The sequence below is a fragment of the Sphingomonas sp. FW306-05-A genome, from assembly GCF_058782275.1.
Genome location: NZ_JBYSXN010000001.1, coordinates 406,728 through 427,235, shown reverse-complemented (window position 1 = coordinate 427,235; position 20,508 = coordinate 406,728). Strand labels below are relative to the sequence as shown.

The 20,508-nt window shown below is 64.5% G+C and carries 18 protein-coding genes; 11 read left to right on the top strand and 7 right to left on the bottom strand.

Annotation, left to right across the window (positions count from 1 at the left end; all coding sequences use genetic code 11):
- Window positions 1–9 precede the first annotated feature (9 nt).
- Window positions 10–654: a Tim44/TimA family putative adaptor protein gene (locus tag AC3WJR_RS01955; RefSeq protein WP_492721816.1), complete on the bottom strand. Its 645-nt coding sequence runs from the start codon at window positions 652–654 to the stop codon at window positions 10–12.
- A gap of 181 nt (window positions 655–835) precedes the next feature.
- On the opposite strand from AC3WJR_RS01955, the gene secB reads away from it, so the two are divergent.
- The 3 genes from secB (at window position 836) to trpS (ending at window position 4,018) form a co-directional block, all read left to right on the top strand.
- Entirely contained in the window at window positions 836–1,351 is a 516-nt protein-coding gene (secB, locus tag AC3WJR_RS01950) for a protein-export chaperone SecB (RefSeq protein ID WP_492721814.1), read from the top strand.
- An 80-nt stretch (window positions 1,352–1,431) separates the two neighbouring features.
- The gene (gene murJ, locus AC3WJR_RS01945; RefSeq protein WP_492721812.1) at window positions 1,432–3,000 is read left to right on the top strand and encodes a murein biosynthesis integral membrane protein MurJ; all 1,569 of its coding nucleotides are present in this window, start codon (window positions 1,432–1,434) and stop codon (window positions 2,998–3,000) included.
- A gap of 16 nt (window positions 3,001–3,016) precedes the next feature.
- A complete protein-coding gene (gene trpS, locus AC3WJR_RS01940; protein WP_492721811.1) occupies window positions 3,017–4,018 on the top strand; it encodes a tryptophan--tRNA ligase in 1,002 nt (333 codons plus the stop codon).
- Window positions 4,019–4,060: 42 nt separating this feature from the next.
- On the opposite strand, the gene AC3WJR_RS01935 is transcribed toward trpS, so the two are convergent.
- Entirely contained in the window at window positions 4,061–4,885 is an 825-nt protein-coding gene (locus tag AC3WJR_RS01935; protein WP_492721809.1) for a class I mannose-6-phosphate isomerase, read from the bottom strand.
- 170 nt (window positions 4,886–5,055) lie between these two features.
- On the opposite strand from AC3WJR_RS01935, the gene AC3WJR_RS01930 reads away from it, so the two are divergent.
- Entirely contained in the window at window positions 5,056–6,000 is a 945-nt protein-coding gene (locus tag AC3WJR_RS01930; protein WP_354279502.1) for an outer membrane protein assembly factor BamD, read from the top strand.
- A gap of 96 nt (window positions 6,001–6,096) precedes the next feature.
- Window positions 6,097–7,761 (top strand): DNA repair protein RecN, encoded by a 1,665-nt coding sequence (gene recN / locus AC3WJR_RS01925; protein WP_492721807.1) that lies wholly within the window; start codon window positions 6,097–6,099, stop codon window positions 7,759–7,761.
- A gap of 72 nt (window positions 7,762–7,833) precedes the next feature.
- Here recN and AC3WJR_RS01920 read toward each other — a convergent pair whose 3' ends face one another.
- Window positions 7,834–8,154: a hypothetical protein gene (locus AC3WJR_RS01920; protein ID WP_492721806.1), complete on the bottom strand. Its 321-nt coding sequence runs from the start codon at window positions 8,152–8,154 to the stop codon at window positions 7,834–7,836.
- 366 nt (window positions 8,155–8,520) lie between these two features.
- On the opposite strand from AC3WJR_RS01920, the gene AC3WJR_RS01915 reads away from it, so the two are divergent.
- The 3 genes from AC3WJR_RS01915 to AC3WJR_RS01905 all read left to right on the top strand — a co-directional run bounded on the left by AC3WJR_RS01915 (window position 8,521) and on the right by AC3WJR_RS01905 (window position 14,785).
- The gene (locus AC3WJR_RS01915; RefSeq protein WP_010164742.1) at window positions 8,521–8,727 is read left to right on the top strand and encodes a cold-shock protein; all 207 of its coding nucleotides are present in this window, start codon (window positions 8,521–8,523) and stop codon (window positions 8,725–8,727) included.
- Window positions 8,728–9,068: 341 nt separating this feature from the next.
- Window positions 9,069–11,225, top strand: a complete 2,157-nt coding sequence (gene ligA / locus AC3WJR_RS01910; RefSeq protein WP_492721805.1) for an NAD-dependent DNA ligase LigA — start codon at window positions 9,069–9,071, stop codon at window positions 11,223–11,225.
- A gap of 167 nt (window positions 11,226–11,392) precedes the next feature.
- Window positions 11,393–14,785 (top strand): TonB-dependent receptor, encoded by a 3,393-nt coding sequence (locus AC3WJR_RS01905; RefSeq protein ID WP_492721803.1) that lies wholly within the window; start codon window positions 11,393–11,395, stop codon window positions 14,783–14,785.
- A gap of 189 nt (window positions 14,786–14,974) precedes the next feature.
- On the opposite strand, the gene AC3WJR_RS01900 is transcribed toward AC3WJR_RS01905, so the two are convergent.
- Window positions 14,975–15,574, bottom strand: a complete 600-nt coding sequence (locus tag AC3WJR_RS01900; RefSeq protein ID WP_492724114.1) for an HD domain-containing protein — start codon at window positions 15,572–15,574, stop codon at window positions 14,975–14,977.
- A 113-nt stretch (window positions 15,575–15,687) separates the two neighbouring features.
- Between AC3WJR_RS01900 and AC3WJR_RS01895 the strand changes: the two genes are divergently transcribed.
- Both AC3WJR_RS01895 and AC3WJR_RS01890 read left to right on the top strand, forming a co-directional pair.
- Window positions 15,688–16,812, top strand: coding sequence for a sensor histidine kinase (locus AC3WJR_RS01895; protein WP_354279490.1), 1,125 nt, complete (start codon window positions 15,688–15,690; stop codon window positions 16,810–16,812).
- Window positions 16,809–17,609, top strand: coding sequence for a LytR/AlgR family response regulator transcription factor (locus tag AC3WJR_RS01890; protein ID WP_354279488.1), 801 nt, complete (start codon window positions 16,809–16,811; stop codon window positions 17,607–17,609). The genes AC3WJR_RS01895 and AC3WJR_RS01890 overlap by 4 nt, the downstream gene beginning before the upstream one ends.
- 125 nt (window positions 17,610–17,734) lie before the next feature.
- On the opposite strand, the gene AC3WJR_RS01885 is transcribed toward AC3WJR_RS01890, so the two are convergent.
- Complete coding sequence (locus tag AC3WJR_RS01885; RefSeq protein ID WP_492721801.1) at window positions 17,735–18,022, bottom strand: DUF3297 family protein; 288 nt, start codon at window positions 18,020–18,022, stop codon at window positions 17,735–17,737.
- Window positions 18,023–18,109: 87 nt separating this feature from the next.
- Window positions 18,110–18,547 (bottom strand): hypothetical protein, encoded by a 438-nt coding sequence (locus AC3WJR_RS01880; protein WP_492721799.1) that lies wholly within the window; start codon window positions 18,545–18,547, stop codon window positions 18,110–18,112.
- A gap of 258 nt (window positions 18,548–18,805) precedes the next feature.
- Between AC3WJR_RS01880 and AC3WJR_RS01875 the strand changes: the two genes are divergently transcribed.
- Window positions 18,806–18,997: a hypothetical protein gene (locus AC3WJR_RS01875; RefSeq protein WP_492721797.1), complete on the top strand. Its 192-nt coding sequence runs from the start codon at window positions 18,806–18,808 to the stop codon at window positions 18,995–18,997.
- A 152-nt stretch (window positions 18,998–19,149) separates the two neighbouring features.
- Here AC3WJR_RS01875 and AC3WJR_RS01870 read toward each other — a convergent pair whose 3' ends face one another.
- A complete protein-coding gene (locus AC3WJR_RS01870) occupies window positions 19,150–20,235 on the bottom strand; it encodes an FkbM family methyltransferase (RefSeq protein ID WP_492721796.1) in 1,086 nt (361 codons plus the stop codon).
- Window positions 20,236–20,508 lie beyond the last annotated feature (273 nt).

Here is a 20,508-nt window from a genome sequence, read left to right as displayed (position 1 = left end):
GCACGACCGTCACGCCTCGTCGGTGTCGGCAAGCTTCCAGTTCGGATCGTTGCTCTTGAGCGTCCGGGTAAACGTCCACACATCGTGCGTATCAACCGCATCGGTCATCGACCCGGCAATCACGACCGACTCGGCGTCGCGCGTGATCGCCACGATGTCCGCATCAAAGCGAACGGTGATGCGCGCGACCTTGCCGTCGAGCGCCGCGTCGGAAATCACGGCCTTCTCGATCGAGACGACCCGGTTCTCGAGGGTGTGGCCCGCTTCCTTACGCTCTGCGATTGCGGCTACGAACGCGTCACGAACCTCGGCCTGGGTGAGCCAGTCGAGCTGCTCTTCGTCCCCCTGCCAATAGGCCTCCAGGATCATCCGGTACGCGGCCTGCGCGCCCTGGAGAAACTGGGCGACGTCGAAATTCGAATCGGCAGCGATGATCGTACGCACTCCCGCTTCGGCCCTGGGTTCAACCAGGCGGCTCGCGGGTTCGCGCGACTCGGCGATCGTCTCGACGGTACGCGGGACCAGGGTCAAAGGCGTCCGATCCTCGGCCGGCTTGGGCAAAGGTTGCTCATGTCCGGTGCGCTTGCCCAGGACACGATACAGTTGGAGCGCCATGAAACCGGCGATCATCGCGAGAATAACTAATAGGAACACGCGGCCTCCGGCGGGTTGGCAGACAGGGATACATAGGCGCAACGCACGAAGGTTTCAAATGATGCGCCACGTGCGCGACAACCGGCGCCCGTTGAACTCGGCTCGCCCCCCTGCTACGCGCGCGGCTTCGACTGCGCCACCCATGGCGATATCTATAGTACGGACATTAAGGACGCGTTGCATGAGCGAGCAGGATGACGGCTTCATCACTTCGACCGGGATTGCCGGCGAGCCTCTCGCCAACGGGGCGGACACAGCCCCCGCCGCAGGGATGATTTCGCAATATATCAAGGACTTCTCCTTCGAGAACCCGAACGCCCCGGCGATCTTCCAGAACCAGACGCCGCCCGCGATCGACGTGCAGTTCAACATCGCGTCGGCACAGGTCGGCGAGGACGTGTACGAGATCGTACTGCGGATCGAAGTGAAGGCGGATTCCGACGGACAGGTCGCATTCCTCGTCGATCTTTCCTACGCCGGGCTGTTCGGCCTGCGCAATTTTCCTGCCGAGCATCTCCAGCCGTTCCTGCTGGCAGAGGCACCGCGGCTCATGTTCCCGTTCGCACGCCGCGTTCTCGCGGATGCGATTCGCGACGGCGGCTTCCCGCCGCTGCTGCTTGAGCCGATCGATTTCAGCGGCATCTTCCTTGCACAGCAGGAAGCCGGCGCGACGGCCAACCCGCTCGGCTCGGCCTGAACCGTTGATCGTCCCCCGGCGTCACGCCGGGGGGCCACCGGGCCGCGCGAACATTTGATCTTGGAAAGCGGCCCGACTCGATGAACCTAACCCGCGCGCTCGGATCGATCGGCAGCCTGACGCTCGCGAGCCGGATCCTCGGCCTCGTCCGCGACTCGCTGTTCGCGCGCTATGTCGGCGCAGGCTTTGCCTCCGACGCGTTCCTCGTCGCCTTCCGCCTCCCCAACCTGTTCCGCGCGCTGTTCGCGGAGGGCGCGTTTTCGGCGGCGTTCATTCCGATGTTCAACCAGAAGGTCGGCGACAAGGCGGGCGACGGGCTGCCCACCGGCCTCGCTTTCGCGCGCGACGTGCTGTCGGTGCTGCTGCCGATCCTGATCGTGATGACCGTCGTGCTCGAACTGGCCGCATGGCCGGTGACGTACGTGCTGTCAGGCGGCGGGTTCAACGACGTCGGCCCCGAACGGTTCGATTTTGCGGTGATGCTGTCGCGGCTGACGATCCCGTATCTGATGCTCATCAGCGTCGTGTCGCTGCTGGGCGGAATCCTCAATTCGCTCCAGAAGTTCTGGGTCAATGCCGCCGCACCGATCCTGCTCAACCTGACGCTGATCGCCGCGCTGCTGCTGTTCCACGCGAGTGACCCGGCGGGCACCGCGCGCAACCAGGCGATCGCGGTGAGCGTATCGGGTGTGTTGCAGCTCGCCTGGCTGATCTGGGCGTGCCGCGCCAACGGCGTCCGCCTCGGGTTCAAGGCACCGCGCCTCACCGCGGACGTGAAGAAGATGCTGTCGCTGATCCTTCCGGCGGCGGCGGGCGCGGGCGCGGTGCAGATCAACCTCGTCGTCTCGACAGCGCTTGCCGCGTCGCTGCTCCCGCATGGCTCGGTCACCTATATCTACCTGGCGGACCGCGTGAATCAGCTTCCGCTCGGGCTGATCGGGATCGGGCTGGGCACGGTGCTGCTCCCGCTGATCTCGCGTCAACTCGCGGCGGGCGAGGATGCGACCGCAATGACGACGCAGAACCGCGGGCTGGAACTGGCGTTGCTCCTCACCCTGCCCGCGACCGTCGCGCTGGTGCTGTGCGGTGCGCCGATCGTCGCCGCGCTGTTCGAGCATGGCAAATACAGTGCGCTCGACACACTCTATACCGCGCAGGCGCTGGCCGCCTTTTCGGTCGGCCTCCCCAGCTACATTCTGGTCAAGGTGCTGACGCCGGGTTTCTACGCGCGGTCGGACACGAAGACGCCGGTGCGCTTCGCGACCATGTCGATGGGGGTGAACCTGCTGCTCAACCTCGCGCTGATCGTTCCGCTCAAGCACATGGGCCCGCCGCTCGCGACCGCGCTCGCGTCCACCTTCAACGTTGCGCTGCTGTATCGCACGCTGCGCCTGCGCGGGCATTTCGAGCCGGACGCGCGGTTGCGGCGGCGCGCATGGCGGCTCGCGCTCGCGGCGCTCGCGATGGGGGTGATCCTGTGGCTGCTGCAGGGGCTGTTCGCGCCTTATACGCATGGCAGCTGGCTGATCCGGACGGGCGCAATGGTCGTGCTGGTCGGCGCTGGCGGGCTGGTCTATGCGATCATGACCTTCGTGCTCGGGGCGTTCAGCCGCGACGATCTATCCTTCCTGCGGCGCAAGCGCGCCTGACCTACGAGACCTTATCATGCGCGTCGTCTCCGGCATCCAGCCAACCGGCAACCTCCACCTCGGCAACTATCTCGGCGCGATCCGGCAGTGGGTCGCGCTGCAGGACTCGATCCCCGCGGGCGACGACTGCCTGTTCTTCCTCGCCGATCTCCACGCCTTGTCGCAGCCGGTAGTCCCTGCAGAACTCGATGCGAACACCACCGAGATGGCGGCGACGCTGCTGGCGTGCGGAATCGATCCGAAGCGCTCGATCCTGTTCAACCAGGCGCGCGTGCCCGCACACAGCGCACTGCACTGGATCCTCGGCGGGACCGCGCGGATGGGGTGGCTCAGCCGGATGACGCAGTGGAAGGACAAGGCGGGCAAGAAAGGCGAAACGCAGAGCGTCGGGCTGTTCACTTATCCGGTGCTCCAGGCCGCCGATGTGCTGCTGTATCAGGCGACGCACGTCCCCGTCGGCGAGGACCAGAAGCAGCATCTGGAACTGGCGCGAGACATCGCGGTCAAGTTCAACACCGATTACGGTGACACCTTCGTCCTGCCGGAGCCGTTGATCTCCAAGGCCGCGCCCCGCATCATGAGCTTGCGCGATGCGACCGCGAAGATGTCCAAGTCCGATCCGTCGGATGCCTCGCGGATCAATCTGGTCGACAGCGACGATCTGATCTCGAGCAAGATCCGCAAGGCCAAGAGCGATGCGGATGCGCTCCCCGGCGAAGTCGCGGGTCTGGCAGACCGTGCCGAGGCGCGTAATCTGGTGACGATCTACGCGGCGCTGGAAGGCTCCACGCCGGACGCGGTGCTCGCGCGCTATGCCGGTCAGGGGTTCGGGGCGTTCAAGCCGGCGCTCGCGGATCTCGCGGTCGCGACGCTTGCGCCGATCCGTGACCGGCTGACCGCCTTGCTCGAGGATCGCGCCGCGGTCGGCGCAGTGCTCACGGACGGAGCGGCCCGCGCCGCGACGCTGGCCGCCCCCACATTGTCGGCGGCACAGCGTGCGGTCGGCTTGCAGGTCTGAAGGCCGCCGCTTCGGGACAGTCCCGAGGCGGCGACACCGTAATCAGACGCGCTTGTTGCCCGGATACGACAGCGTCAGGTCGCTGCCCGCATCGGCCTTGATCTCGCAGCGGCCTTCGAGCGTCAGGCACTCGCCCGCCTTGAACGCGACGCCGTCGACGACGCCCGCGCCGGTCAGCGGCACCAGCCAGCCGGTCAGCCCGGCCGGCAATTCCACCACGTGCTCACCGCCTGCAAAGCGTTCGATCACGAACTTCGGGCCTTCCGCGAGCACGGTACGGTCGGTCCCGTCCTGCGCAGGGGTCGGCAACGGAACGAACGGCACAGGGTCCGAGACCTTCACGCCCTCGTCGAGATGCAGTTCGCGGTCGCTGCCATAATCATACAGGCGATACGTCAGATCGACGTTCTGCTGGATCTCGACCAGCGTGACGCCTGCACCGATCGCGTGGACGGTGCCTGCTTCGGAATAGAAGAAGTCACCCGCCTTGACCGGCTTCCAGTCGAGCAGATGCTCGATCGACCCGTCGAGCGATGCGGCACGGAGCGCCTCGCTGGTCATCGGCTCGAGCGTCCCGAGCGCGATCGTCGAATCAGGTTCGGCCGCCAGGATGATCCACGCCTCGTCCTTGCCGCGCGGATAGCCCGCCGCCTGCGCCGCCGCGTCGTCCGGATGGACCTGCACCGACAATTTTTCGCTCGTGAAAAGATACTTCACGAGAAGGTCGGGTTCGCCGGCGTGCGGGGTCTGGAACCACACCTCCCCGATCTTCTCGCCATCCGCCGGCGGATTGGCAAAACCGGGCCACAAGGTATGGCGACCCCAAGGCTTTTCGACGCGTTTGGTGGCAAGCAGAGTAGCGGTCACGGGATTGTTTCTCCTGAAGGGGGTAATGTCGCAAACGCAGCATTCGGGCGTTGTGATCCGCTCCCGCAATGAAACGATCAAGTGAAAAGCGCCAGCCGGAAGGGTGCTTACGGGAAACCACGGTGAAAAGGATTGTTCGGGGATCGACGCTTCGGCTAAGACCGGCCCCGATGCGTACCCCCCATGCCCGCTCGCCCCTGTTTCGTGCCACAGCGCTCGCGCTGATCGCCGCCAGCGCCTTCACCACCGCAGGCTGCGCGAAGCGTGGCAAGTCCGATATTCCGTATGTCGCGCGCGATGTGGGCACGCTGTACACGACCGCACGGCAGCGGCTCGACAATGGCGATTACAAGATCGCCGCAGCCTTGTTCGACGAAGTCGAGCGCCAGCATCCTTATTCGGTCTGGGCCCGCCGCGCGCAGTTGATGAGCGCGTTCAGCTATTATCTCGCGCATGACTATACCGCGTCGATCCAGTCGGCGCAGCGCTTCCTGTCGGTGCATCCGGGCAACCGCGATGCGCCTTACGCTTATTACCTCGTCTCGCTGGGCTATTACGAGCAGATCAGCGACGTGACCCGTGACCAGAAGATCACGCAGCAGGCGCTCGATGCGCTCGGCGAGCTGATGCGGCGGTATCCGAACAGCAAATATGCCGCTGATGCGCGGCTCAAGGTCGATCTCGTGCGCGATCACCTCGCGGGCAAAGAAATGGAAATCGGGCGGTTCTACGAACGGCGCGGGCTGTGGCTCGCGGCGAACGGACGGTTCCGCCACGTCGTCGACGATTACCAGACCACCACCCACGTCCCCGAGGCGCTGATGCGGCTGACCGAGACGTCGCTCGCGCTCGGCGTGCCGGACGAAGCGCGCAAGGCCGCCGCCGTCCTCGGCGCCAACTATCCGGGCACGACCTGGTATCAGCGCGCGTACAAGCTGTCGGAGGAGCATCCCCCGGTCGCGGTCGCGGCGATCCCGACCGGCCAGCAGATCGTCCCGCTGACCAGCGCTTTGAGCATCCCGACCAAGTCCAAGGACATCGAACGCGACACGCGCGCGGCACCGGCTACCAACGGGTCGCGCACCAACCCGGGCAACCCCAATCCGGGCCAGTAACCGACGTGCCGTCCGCTCGCCCCGATCGGGCCCGTCGGGATTGCGCACAAAGAACAATTCCAGAACGGCGCGGGATAGGCTAGAGGCGACGGCACGATGCTGATCTCGCTGGCCATTCGCGACGTTGTTCTGATCGAAGCGCTCGACTTGCACTTCGTCGCAGGGCTTGGTGTGCTCACCGGGGAAACCGGTGCGGGCAAGTCCATCCTGCTCGACGCGCTGGGGCTCGCGCTCGGCGGGCGCGGCGAGGCGGGGCTGGTGCGACAGGGCGCCACCCAGGCAGTCGTCACCGCGACCTTCGACACGCCCGCCCCCGACGGCGCGATTGCGGCGCTGCTCGCCGAGAATGGCTTCGATACCGAACCCGGCGAGCCGTTGATGATCCGGCGCATCGTCAAGGCGGACGGCGGAAGCCGCGCCTTTGTCAACGATCAGCCCGCGTCGGCGGGTCTGCTGCGCGAGATGGCGCAACATCTGGTCGAGATCCACGGCCAGCATGATGACCGCGGCCTGCTCAACGCGCGCGGGCACCGTGCCTTGCTCGACGCGTTCGGGCGAGTCGACGCCAGTCCCGCGGCGGGTGCGTACAAGGCCTGGCGCGCCGCCGAGGGTGCGCTCGCGACCGCGCACGCGACGATCGAAAGCGCCGCGCGCGACCGCGAATGGCTCGAGCACAGCGTCGCCGAATTGCGTGCGCTCGCGCCAGAAGCGGGTGAGGAAGAGGCGCTCGCCGAACGCCGCCGGTCGATGCAACGGTCCGAAAAGATCGCCGCCGACTTGTCCGCGATCGAACAGTGGCTCGAAGGCTCGGATGGCGGATTGGCGCAACTCCGCCAGGCCGCGCGCGTGCTGGAACGAGTCGCGGAGGATCACGAGTCGCTCGCCGAGGCACTCGCCGCGATTGATCGTGCGGTGATCGAGGGCGCGGTTGCCGAGGAGCAGTTGCGCATCGCGAAGACCGATCTGTGGTTCGATCCGTCCGCACTCGAGGATGACGAGACGCGACTGTTCGAATTGCGCGGCATGGCACGCAAGCATCGCGTCCAGCCCGACGATCTCGCCAGCCTCGCCGCCGAGCTCGAAGCCAAGCTCGCCGCGCTCGACGCGGGCGAGGAAGGCATTGCCGCGCTGGAACGCAAGCTCGCCACCGCGCGCGCCGACTTCGATCGCGCCGCCACGCAATTGACCAAGGCGCGGACAGTCGCCGCCGAACGACTCGACGCGGCGGTGCGCGGCGAACTCGCGCCGCTCAAGCTCGACGCGGCGCGCTTCCGCACCGTCGTCGCGCCTGCACCCGCCGATGCGTGGTCGTCCGCGGGCAAGGACCGGGTCGAGTTCGAGATCTCGACCAATCCGGGTGCGCCATTCGCGCCGCTCGTCAAGATCGCCAGCGGCGGCGAACTGTCGCGCTTCATCCTCGCGCTCAAGGTCGCGCTGGCCGAACAGGGCAGTGCGGCGACGATGATCTTCGACGAAATCGACCGCGGCGTCGGCGGCGCGGTCGCCAGTGCGATCGGCGACCGGCTCGCGCGCCTCGCAGGCGGCACGCAGGTGCTCGTCGTGACGCACAGCCCGCAGGTCGCCGCGCGCGGCGCCCAGCATCTGCTGATCGCCAAGCGGCACGACGGTATCGTCACGCGCACCGGCGTTACGCCGCTCGACGACACTGACCGCCGTGAGGAAATCGCGCGAATGCTGTCCGGCGCGGAGATCACGCCCGAAGCGCGCGCACAGGCGGACCGATTGCTGGAAAGCGTTTAGCGCGAGCAAGACGGTCGTTTGCCGGAGGACGCCACCAAACCCAACCGGCAGGGTACGCCCCCCCACACGTCGTCAGAACGGAATCGTCACCGTCATCATGACGCGCTTGTCGTTGAGGCGGCCCGGTGCCGTATACACATTCGCCCGCGCGCCGTTGCCAAGATCGACCCCGACCCCGGGCCCACCCACCTTTGCATAGCGCTCAGGCAAAGGTCTCAGTCGGTATTGCTCGGCGGCACCACGCTTGCCACACACAACGATGTCACTTCCCGGGGCATCGGTGGGACACGCCGCGGGGCGCCATGGCGGTGGCAGTTCGACGCTCTTGTGCGAATCCGCGGGCGGGGCGGACGGTACCGCCAGTTGCAACACGGCAAGGATCGGCAGGATCATAAACCGTTCTCCACGCGGCGAATTGTGCCGAGGCTATGGTAGAATACAGCCCTGCACAATCACCCGTGCTGCAAATACCGCGACAACCCCGTAATAACCTGCTAGACAACCCAAATCGCGCGACACCGCTCCCAAGCATCGCGCGGCTGAGAGACGTCCCGCGCTCCCGCTTGTACCTCCCGGACGCGTCGCGTGTTTCTCGAATTATCCTTTTCAGGTCAGCCTGTCCGCAGCGGTTTTTCCGCGCGCGGCTGATCAAACGCCATCGGATGCGCCGGCCGGGGCCGGACGTCGCATTCGTCTTCGATCTCGGCCCCATCCGGATGCTGCCCAAAAGGGGTACCGTCCGGGCTTAAGGAATACGTTATGGCTATCGGCACAGTTAAGTTCTTCAACGCCGACAAGGGTTATGGTTTCATCGCGCCTGAGGGCGGCGGTGGTGATGCGTTCGTCCACATCAGCGCAGTGGAAGCTGCCGGCATGGCGACGCTCGATCGCGATCAGCGCGTTTCGTACGAGCTGGAAGAAGATCGTCGCGGCAAGGTCTCGGCTGTAAAGCTCGCCCAGGCCTGATCGGTTCACGATCCGGGGGTGTCGCCGTCATGGCGGCACCCTTGCTCGCTTCCCCCGGCGAGCGCGTTTCTTTCATGCGTGGAGACATCCTACGAACACCACCGCCCTGTTCTATCGTGATCGCGCCATCCAGGCCGAAACCGATGCAGCGTCCGCGACGCTCGACAATGTCCGCAGCCGCTGGCTTCGCGCTGCCAAGGCCTGGCACGAAATGGCCACCCGCGCCGAAAAGACCGCGGAACGCCGTTCGACCAACGAAGAGGCCAAGCACCTCGCCGAAATGGACGCCAGCGAAGACGATTAGCTTGATGTCCGGCACGGCCCTCCGCTAGCGCAGGGCCATGCCCGCCACGCCTCCCCTTCCCGCCTCCGACACCCCCAACTCCGAAAACGACGCCGCTGCTGAACTCGCGCACCTCGCCGCTGAGATCGCCCGTCACAACGCCCTCTATCACACGCAGGACGCGCCCGAAATTTCGGATGCCGCCTATGACGCGCTGGTCCGCCGCAATGCCGCGCTGGAAGCCGCCTTCCCGCATCTGGTCCGCAGCGACTCGCCCAATACGCAAGTCGGTGCCGCCCCCGCCGCGCATCTCGCCAAGGTCGCGCACGCGCGCGCGATGACCAGCCTCGATAACGCTTTTACCGACGAGGACGTGGCGGATTTCGTCGGGCGTGTTCGCCGGTTTCTCGCCCTTCCCGCGGAAACGCCGGTCGACCTCACTGCCGAACCCAAAATCGACGGCCTGTCCTGCTCGCTGCGCTACGAACGCGGTCAACTCGTCAAGGCATTGACGCGCGGCGATGGTCAGGTCGGCGAGGACGTCACCGCCAACGTCCGCCACATCCCCGACATCCCCGATACGCTGCCCGAGGGAGCGTCCGATGTGTTCGAGGTGCGCGGCGAAGTGTACATGGCGAAAGCCGATTTTGCCGCGCTCAATGCCCGCCTGCTCGCCGAGGCCCAAGTCACGGGCAAGGAAGCCCGCCAGTTCGCCAATCCCCGTAATGCCGCCGCCGGTTCGCTGCGCCAGAAGGACGCCGCCGTCACCGCGACGCGCCCCTTGCGCTTCTTCGCCTGGGGCTGGGGAGAAACGAGCGCGCTTCCCGGCGACACGCAGGCGGAGATCGTCGAGGCGATCCGCAGTTGGGGCTTTCCGATCGCCGAAGGCTTTGCGCATGCGACGACGACCGACGCCGCGCTCGCCGTCTATCGCGGTATCGAACACCGTCGTGCCGACCTGCCGTTCGACATCGACGGCGTGGTCTACAAGCTCGACCGCCTTGACTGGCAGTCGCGCCTTGGCACCGTCGGCCGCACCCCACGCTGGGCGATCGCGCACAAATTCCCTGCCGAACGCGCCGAGACGACGCTGACCGCAATCGACATCCAGGTCGGGCGCACTGGCGCACTTACCCCGGTGGCACGGCTCGCGCCCGTCACGGTCGGCGGGGTCGTCGTCACCAATGCGACGCTCCACAATGCCGACGAGATCGAGCGGCTCGGCGCGCGGGTCGGCGACCGGGTCGTGTTGCAGCGCGCCGGCGACGTCATCCCGCAGATCGTCGAGGTGCTGACGCGCGACGAGGAGCGCCCCGCCTTTGCCTTCCCGTCGGCCTGCCCCGAATGCGGCTCGCTCGCCGAACGCGGCGAGGGCGAAGTCGTCGTGCGCTGCACCGGCGGCCTCATCTGCCCCGCGCAGCGCGTCGAACGGCTGATCCACTTCGTCTCGCGCCATGCGTTCGACATCAGCGGACTCGGGCTGGTGCGGATCGAGGAGTTCTTCCGCGACGGGCTGATCGCCTCCCCCGCCGACATCTTCCGCCTCCACACCCACCGCGCGGCACTGATCACGCGCGAGCGCATGTCCGAACTCGTCGTCGACAAGCTGATCGCCGCGATCGACCTGCGCCGCGAGATCGGGCTCGATCGCTTCCTGTTCGCGCTCGGCATTCGCCATGTCGGCGAGATCACCGCGCGCGACCTTGCCCGGCGTTATGTGTCCGCCCGCGGATTCGCGGCAATGGTGCGCAGCGCGCTCCGCGTCCGCCGTGCAACGAAGCCTGTCCTCGGCGAGACGGACGCCAAGTTCGTGCTCCGTCGCGGCAAGACGCTCGCCGCCGCGATCGAGACCGCCGGCATCGGCCCCGAAGTTGCCGACGCGCTGCTCGAATTCTTCGCCGAGCAGCACAATCGCGCGGTCGTCGCGGCGTTGCTGCGCGAAGTGAAGCCGCTCGACGTCGTCCACCAGACCCGCGAGTCGCCGGTCACCGGCAAGACCGTGGTCTTCACCGGCAGCCTCGAAACGATGAGTCGCGATGAGGCCAAGGCTCAGGCCGAGGCGCTCGGCGCGCGGGTTTCAGGATCGGTTTCGGCCAAGACCGACCTCGTCGTGGCGGGTCCGGGGGCCGGATCCAAACTGAAGAAAGCAGCCGATCTAGGCATTTCCGTGATCGACGAGGCGGCCTGGGCGGAGATCGTCGCAACCTCGGTGTGATGCTATTTTGCAACGCACCATGAACGGATTGTCATTCGCCGATAAGTTCCATTGCTAGTGTCATCCAACCGAAATATTTCACGTGCAGTGGCTCGGCCAGACGATGCGGACAGGGGAATCAAGCCCGCCGGGATCGCTGTTTTTCGAGATCCTGTAGGGGGACCCCAATGCGACACAATCTGCTCCTTGGCGCGGCCGTAGCGGCGCTGATCATTCCTGCTGCCGCAAGTGCGCAGGAAACCACCGCAACGATTCGCGGTGTCGTTACCGCCGCCGGTGTTCCGGTACCGAATGCCAGCGTCGAGATCGTCGACGTCGCTTCCGGCACGCGGTCGACCACCACGACCAGCGCCGATGGCAGCTACAATGCCAGCGGCCTGCGTGCCGGTGGCCCGTTCACGGTTTCGGTCACCGCGGCCGGCTACTCGACCGCACAGGTTACCGACGTCAACACGATCGTCGCCCAGGCCTATGACCTGCCGATCGAGCTCGCTGCCGCAACGTCGGAAGGCGGTCCCGACATCGTCGTCACCGCGTCCAGCCTGCCGCGCGCCCGCACCATCTCGCAGGGTCCCGCGACCGTGCTCAACGCGCGCCAGATCGCCAACATCGCGACCGTCAACCGCGACATCCGCGACCTGATGCGTCGCGATCCGTTCGCGCGCCTCGACGACAGCCCCTCGGGCGGCCGCTCGGTGTCGTTCGCTGGCCAGAACGCCCGCTTCAACCGCTTCTCGGTCGACGGCGTCGCGGTCACCGACAACTTCGGCCTCAACAGCGATGGCCTCCCCAGCCGCCGTTCGCCGATCCCGCTCGACGCGATCGGCCAGTTCCAGGCGCAGGTCGCTCCCTATGATGTCCGCCAGGGCAACTTCCAGGGCGGCGCGATCAACATCGTGCTCAAGAGCGGCACCAACAACTTCCACGGCACGGGTTTCTACGCGCTGTCGGGCGACGATTTCGTCGGCAACCGCACCAAGGACATCAAGGTCGCGATCCCGAGCTTCAAGGTCGAGAACTACGGCGCCGAGCTGAGCGGCCCGATCATCAAGGACAAGCTGTTCTTCATGGTCGCAGGTGAGCGGCTGCGCGGTGGTCGTCCGATCACCGAAGGCACGATCGAGAATAACGCCGGCAACCCCGTCCAGGGCCTGAGCCAGGCAACCGTCGACAACATCTCGGCGATCGCCAAGAGCGTCTACAATTACGACACCGGCGGCGTGCAGCGGAACCTCGGCGACAAGGACGACCGCGTCGTCGCCAAGATCGATGCGAACATCACCGACGATCAGCGCCTGTCGCTGACCTACACCTACGCCAATGACGCGATCAACCTGCTCAACAACACGTTCATCAACTCGGCGACCGGCAGCCCCGGCCTCGGTCTCGCGTCGAACGCCTATATCCAGGGCAACCGCCTGCACACCGGCGTCGCACAGCTGAACTCGACCTGGTCGGACAGCTTCTCGACCGAAGTCCGTGCGTTCTACAAGAACTACACGCGGATCCAGGAGCCGTTGCTCGGCCGCGGCTTCGCGCAGTTCCGTGTCTGCACCAACCCGACCAACACGCAGGCCGGCAACAACATCACCGGGTGCGACGGCAATGCGCCGGTCGTCTCGTTCGGTCCGGACAGCTCGCGCCAGACCAACGCGCTGCGCACCGAGACGTGGGGCGGCCTGGTCCAGACGCGCCTGACGCTCAACAACCACGACCTGCGCCTGTATACCGAAGTCCAGGACGTTTCGGTGTTCAACTCCTTCCTGCAGAACAGCGCAGGCAACTATTACTTCGACTCGATCGCGGACTTCACCAACCGCCAGGCGAACCAGTTCGCCTACGGCAATGCGGTTCCGTCGCTCGTGCCGGAAGATGCCGCCGCCAAGTTCCGCTACCAGAGCATGAACTTCGGCATCATGGACGCGTGGAAGATCACCCCGACGCTGAACCTCAGCTACGGCATGCGCTATGACCTCTATTCGATGCACAGCACGCCTGCGCTCAACCCCAACTATCTGGCACGCTACGCCAATGGCGCGGTCGTCAACGGCGAGCGCAAGACGATCGGTGCGAACACCGCCAACATCTCGGGCTTCGGTCTCTTCCAGCCGCGCGTCGGCTTCGACTGGAAGCCGTTCGATCGCCTGAGCATCCGTGGCGGCGGCGGCATCTTCGGCGGCGGCACCCCCGACGTCTATGTGTCGAACAGCTTCTCCAACACCGGCATCCTGACCAACTCGATCAGCGTCGCTCGCGCGGTCAACGCCAACGGCTGTACCGTTCTGGCAAGTGCAGCGCAGTGCAACGCGGCGCTCAACGGCGTGACGGGCACGAGCATCCCCGGCGCGGTCAACGGCTATCTCGCCGGCACCAACGCGGCGCCAGCGTCGACCACCAACGCGCTCGATCCGAACTTCAAGATCCCGTCGCAGTGGCGCGCAACGCTCAGCACCGAATACACCGCCAACCTCGGACCGCTGGGTGACAACTGGACGCTCGGTGCGGACTTCCTGTACTCGAAGGTTCGCAACCAGGTGTATTTCACCGACATCCGCTCGCAGCCGATCGCCGGATCGCTGACCCCGGATGGCCGCCAGCGCTACCAGAACATCCTCGGCGGGGCGAACGCGTTCACCGACACCAACACCGACATCCTGCTGACCAACACCAAGAAGGGCCGGTCGTACATCGCGGTCGCGCGCCTCGACAAGACGTTCGACTTTGGGCTCAACGTCAACGGCAGCTTCACCTATCAGGACGTCAAGGACGCCGCGCCGGCAACCTCGTCGACTGCTGGTTCGAACTACAGCAACGGTGCGTTCGTCGATCCGAACAACGTCGCCTACGGCATCTCGAACGATCAGGTTAAGTACTTCTTCAAGTACAGCCTGACCTACGATCATGCCTTCTTCGGCGACTATAAGACGACCTTCGCGCTGTTCGGTGAATCGCGCATCGGCCATCCGTACAGCTACACGTTCCAGGACTTCGGCGGCACGCGCTCGGCGGTGTTCGGGACGACGGGTGTCAGCTCGGGCACGGGTGCCGGCGGCAACCGCTACCTGATGTACGTGCCGACGGTGAACGATCCCCTGGTGTCGTACAGCAACGCCGCGACGCGCAACGCGGTCAACGCGTTCATCGACGCCTCGGGTCTCGGCAAGTATCGCGGCCAGGTCGCGCCGCGCAACGCCTTCCACTCCAAGTGGTTCACGCGTCTCGATCTCCATCTGGCGCAGGAACTGCCGACCTATGTCGGCAAGTCCCGCATCACGCTGTTCGCGGACATCGAGAACTTCACCAACTTCCTCAACCCGAAGTGGGGCCAGACCCGCGAATACACCTTCCCGTACAACGCTGCCGTGGTTCGCGTGCAGTGCCTGACCACCGCCGGCAACGCCGACGGCGCGGGCACGGTCGCGGCGAATGCCGGCCAGGCGTGCGCGCAGTATCGCTACTCGCCGACCGGCGGTGGTGCGAACTTCACGCAGCCGACCGACCAGGTTTACACCAACCAGTCGCTCTACTCGATCCGCATCGGCGCGCGCTTCACCTTCTAAGCGCCGCGGAAAGCTTCCTAGACACCTGGCCGTCACTTCCTCGGGAGTGGCGGCCATTTTTTTTGGGAGGAAGGTTCGGTTGCGGTTGGTGCCCTACCCACCCCCGTTCGTCCTGAGCGAAGTCGAAGGACCAGCGCTGCGACAAGGGCTTCGACTTCGCTCAGCCCGAACGGAGGTTGCACACGCTCGCTACGCCCCCGCCCCGACTCCCGCCTCAGCCGCCGCCTTCGCGTAAATCGAGTTGATCGGCCGCGAGAACACCCGCCCGACCATCGGCTCGAAGAACGCAAGCGGCGCACTCTCGAACGCCGGGTCGAACGCCGCCTGGTCGTATTTTTCGCAGAATTCCGCGCACGCCTCAAAATGCGGGTGCCCGCGATACGCCTCGCGCAAGTCGCGATCCGCACCGATGTAGTGGAAGAAATAATAGCCCTGGAAAACGCCATGCGTGTTGGCGATCCAGTGGAGTTCCTCCGACACGAACGGCCGCAGCATGGCGGCGGCGATTTCGGGATGGTTATACGTCCCCAGCGTGTCGCCGATGTCGTGCAGCAACGCCATCACGACATACGCCTCGTCGCGTCCGTCGAGATGCGCCCGCGTCGCGGTCTGCAGCGAATGCTCGAGCCGATCGACCGGAAACCCGCCATAATCGCCGTCAAGCAACTTGAGATGCGTCAGCACGCGCCCCGGCAAGGTCTTTGCGAAATCGCCGAAATGCGCACCGATGATGCGCCAGTCGGCCTGGGTGCCGTGCTCCATCGCAGTGAACTGCGCACGGTCGGGCATGTCGTTCATGGCAACCTCTCCACTCTGCCCGGCCGCATCGTGACGTGCGGCTCGGCAAGCCGCGATCATAGCGCGCTTTGCGCTTCCCGCCAGTGCGGGCTAGAACGCGCGCCATGCCGCTGACCACCAAGCCCACCCTCTTCTCGCGGCCGTTCTTCGAGGACAAGAGCCGCGCCTTCTGGACGCTGCAGGCGGCCGGCTGGACCGGCTATCTCATCCTGCGCGGTGTCTCGAGCGTCTCGAACGCGAGCGAGCTGTCGGTCATCATCCCGGTCGTGATCGAATCGATCGTCGGCTACAGCATCACGCTGCTGCTCTCGACGTTGTACCAGATGTACCGCCGCCAGCCGCGGCTCGCGATGGCGCTGCTGACGATCGTCACGCTCGCGGTCGCGACGTTGCTTTATTCGGTGCTCGACGCTTTCTCCTTCTCGTTCATCAAGCTGTCGACGCCCGGGCTGACGGTCAGCCTTGTGCTCGGCACGATCTTCCTCAACTTCACCGTGCTCGCCGGCTGGACCGCGCTGTATTTCGGGATCAACTTCTACCTGATCGTCGAGGAACAGATCGACCAGCTCGCCACGTTGGAGAACACTGCGTCCTCGGCACAGCTCGCGATGCTGCGCTATCAGCTCAACCCGCATTTCCTGTTCAACACGCTCAACTCGATCTCGACGCTGGTGCTGCTCAAGGAAACCGAGCGCGCCAATGCGATGCTCGGGCGGCTGTCGTCGTTCCTGCGCTACACGCTCGCCAACGAGCCGACCGCGCACGTCACGGTCCAGCAGGAGTTCGAGACGCTCAAACTCTATCTCGAAATCGAGAAAATGCGCTTCGAGGAACGCCTCCGCACCGAGTTCGAGGTCGACCCGCGCGCTGCACGCGCCAGGCTGCCGTCGCTGCTGTTGCAACCACTGGTCGAGAATGCGATCAAATACGCGGTGACGCCGCAGGAAGACGGTGCCGACATCCGTGTCAGCGCGCGGCTCAACGGGGATCGGGTGCAGATCGTCGTATCCGACACCGGTCCCGGCTTGAACGAAGCGAAGGCGCGGACGAGCGTTTCCCAGAGCCAGCCCCTTTCCACTGGGGTCGGGCTTGCCAATATCAGGGAGAGACTGGCCCAAGCGTACGGGCCGGATCACAAGTTCGAGACACGATCGATCCCGGGGGGCGGATTCGGGGTCGAAATTGAAATCCCGTTCCAGCTCGAGGAACCGAAGAAAGAGGCCGCATGACGATCCGAACCATCCTCGTCGATGACGAGAAACTCGCCACCCAGGGGCTTCAGCTCCGCCTCCAGGCGCATGAAGACATCGAGATCATCGACACCTGCCAGAACGGCCGCGAGGCGATCCGCAGTATCAAGACCCACAAGCCCGACCTGGTTTTCCTCGACATTCAGATGCCCGGGTTTGACGGCTTCTCGGTCGTCCAGGGATTGATGGAGGTCGAGCCCCCGCTGTTCGTCTTCGTCACCGCTTATTCCGACCACGCGCTGAAGGCGTTCGAGACGGATGCCGTGGATTATCTGATGAAGCCGGTCGAGGAGAGCCGCCTCGCCGACACGCTCGACCGTGTCCGCCAGCGCCTGTCCGAGAAGCGCGGCGCGGTCGAGGTCGACCGCCTCAAGGAAGTGATCGCCGAGATCGCGCCCGATTCGGTCGAGAATCTCACCGACGGCGGCGAACAGGTTTCGTCCAACCGCTTCGAGAAGCTCATCAACATCAAGGATCGCGGGCAGATCTTCCGCGTCGACGTCGACACGATCGAGCGGATCGATGCCGCGGGCGATTACATGTGCATCTACACCGGCGACAACACGCTGATCCTGCGCGAGACGATGAAGGATCTCGAGAAGCGCCTCGATCCGCGCCGGTTCCAGCGCGTGCATCGCTCGACGATCGTAAACCTCGATCTGGTCAAGGAAGTGAAGCCGCACACCAATGGCGAATGCTTCCTGGTGCTCCAGTCGAACGCACAGGTGAAGGTGTCGCGCAGCTATCGCGATGTCGTGGCGCGTTTCGTTCACTAACCCGAAACTCCCCTCCCCTTCAGGGGAGGGGCTGGGGGTGGGGCAGTCCAGATCACAAACGTTGGTTTTGCTGAACTGCCCCACCCCAACCCCTCCCCTGAAGGGGAGGGGCTAACGAAGAAGACTCAGCCCTCTGCGGTATCGCCGCCGTCAGCCGGCCGCTCGAACCACGCCTCGACCTCGCCCGAAAGCTTGAGCGTCAACGGCTGCCCGTGACGGTCGACCTTCTTGCCCAGTGCAACGCGGATCCACCCCTCGGAGCGGCAATATTCCTCGACGTCGGTGCGCTCGGCACCCTTGAAGCGGATGCCGATCCCGCGGGCGAGCTTGTCCTCGTCGAAGAACGGGCTGCGCGGGTTGGAGGAGAGGCGGTCGGGGGGGAGATCGGTGTCGGTCATGATGCTCGCGCTCATGACGCAAAACGCAACAATAGGCCAGACACGAAAACGGCGCGGACCGAGGTCCGCGCCGCCGTGTCGCCGGTCAGGCGTCCGTCACGATCAATCGCAGACGCGGACCCGGACATAATCGTCATAATAGCGGTCATAACGCCGCTCGATCCAGCACCGGCCCCAGTCGCGCTGAGAGCGATAGGCGTAATAGCCGTCGTTGGGATAATAGCCGTGGCTGCGGTAATAGCCGTCATCGTAATAGGGCTGATAGCCGCGCTGACGATAATAGTCGTCGCGGTACCGGTCGTTGCGGTTGGACGTCAGCGCCGCGCCAAGTGCGAGGCCGGCAATCCCGGCAACGACTGCAGTGCCCGCGCCATTGTTATAGCCGCGATAGCCACCGCGATACCCGCCGTTATAGCCACCGCCATATCCGCCGTGCCAGCCACCGCCACGCCAACGCTGCGCATCCGCCGGGGCCGATACCGTCAGCGCGGTCGCCGCCAGCGCGAGGCCGAGACCGGCTTTCTTCATCAAGCTGTTCATGTCCAATCTCCTCAATCCTGCAGGCCCTGTTGTTCGTCGAACGCATGGAGGGCTAGCGTGTTGCAGGATATGCGCTTGCCCGTCTGAACTGGCCCGGAATATGCCGTTTAGCGCGCATTCAGTTTGGACCCTGGCCAAAGGCAGGACCTTTCACCCTCTCATGCTCCCACGCGGGCGCGAGCGCAGGAGTCGCACCAGCGGAGCCTCTGGGCGACCCCCGGCGTTTCCGATACAGTCGTTCGTGAAACGGAGTCCCGGATGTTCGTCGATTTCCAGAATGGCTGGCCGCCACCCGAGCCGTGGGAGCCAAAGCCCAAGCCCCCGCGCATGACCAAACGCGCCGAAACGCTGACCACCTGGATCATCGGCTTCAATCTCGCGATGCTGGTGATCGGCCCGCTCGCTGGCGTGACATTGTTCGATGCGCTGCGCGTGCTTTGGCACGGCTAAACTGCGGTCCGTTCGCGAACTTTTCCCAACGGGGCTGCCACGGACCGCGCAACTGCGACCGCGAAACCGCAATGCGCTTTGCGAAAAAGGTGCACCTGCCCACCGTTATGGCAGGTGCACATCATGGTTTCTCAATTCGGCTTGCCGACGGTTCAAACGTAAGGATTGCGCCAAACCTGCACGCCGTCGACAATGGCCATGCCTTCTACAGTCGGCACTTCTGGACGCCAGATCGAAATCGTCGGCTTTTCGTTCTCAAGGGCCCAGCCAGCCTTATGGAAGATATCCATGACGATGCCGTCCTGAACACGGCTGTGTGTACCGATGACGACCCGGTGTACCCGCCGCGTCATCTCCGTGATACCGGCACGGCATACGTCGCCTTCGTGGCCTTGGATATCGATATGGACAAGATCCCACCGGCTTTCGCGTTGCAGTAAGCCGTTGATGCCGACGACCGGCACTTCCACGACTTGGCCGAGCATCGTTCCGAGATAACTGCTGCCATCCGCTTCCATCGGCCGCCCGCCGTACGTACCACCCGGATCATCATGGACCGGCCAATAGATTACGCCGTCCTCTGCGCCCACTGCGCTGTGAATAACGGTGTATTCGGCTTCGGGAATATCATTGTCGCGCATGTTGATATGGGCAAATTCGACATGGCCGACATCGCCTTCAACCCCGTAAACGTGAATATCCGAAATGGCCTGTTGGCGGGCTGCAAGACATGTGATCGCCATCCATGGGCCATAGCCGGCGCCCAATTCAAGCAGTCGAAACTGGCCATCTGCCTCGGCAACCGATCGCAATGTACCGATCCACTCCGCGGTTTCGCCCTGTGTACTGCCAACCGGTTGAGGCAATCCCTCGACTGCGCCATCGAATGGCAGAAGCGGCGTCTGCAGATCACACCGCGTACGGGCGCCAAGAAAATTCGTGACGAAACCTGGCCGACCTTCTCCGACGTAGCGATGAAATCTTTCAAACACAGCTAGATCCGACGGAGCATAGCCGGTAACGATATGATGCTCATGCACGATTTCGGAAAATTGTGGTCGTACCTCAACGGCGTCTGGTTGACGGCTTTGCTTGAATTCTGGGCTGTCCATCATGTGACGGCCAAGGGCGAAAAGGTCACCAAAGTCGATATGGTATGATATCGCCGCTTCGTCCTCCGGCATGCGCTGTAATATGAGTTGGTAGGCGGAAATAACTTGATCTCGCGTCAGCATCATATCGCTCCCTATATGGGGCTCTTAGTCGCCGTGTATTTTTGTACAAGATCAGTATGTCCGCGTAATAACGTGGAATCATCAATTTTGAAGAATATTCCGGTTCCGGTTTAGAAAAATTTTGCCTTGCGATAACTAACGGGCGTTACGGCCAAAAGAGGTTTCTATCGCTTTATTGGCGTCCTTGCGTATTGAAACGTCGTCATCGACCCGCGTGAAGGCGGCCTCGATCGGCCAATGTTCGGCGCCGCTGGATGACGCTCAAACCGGACACGC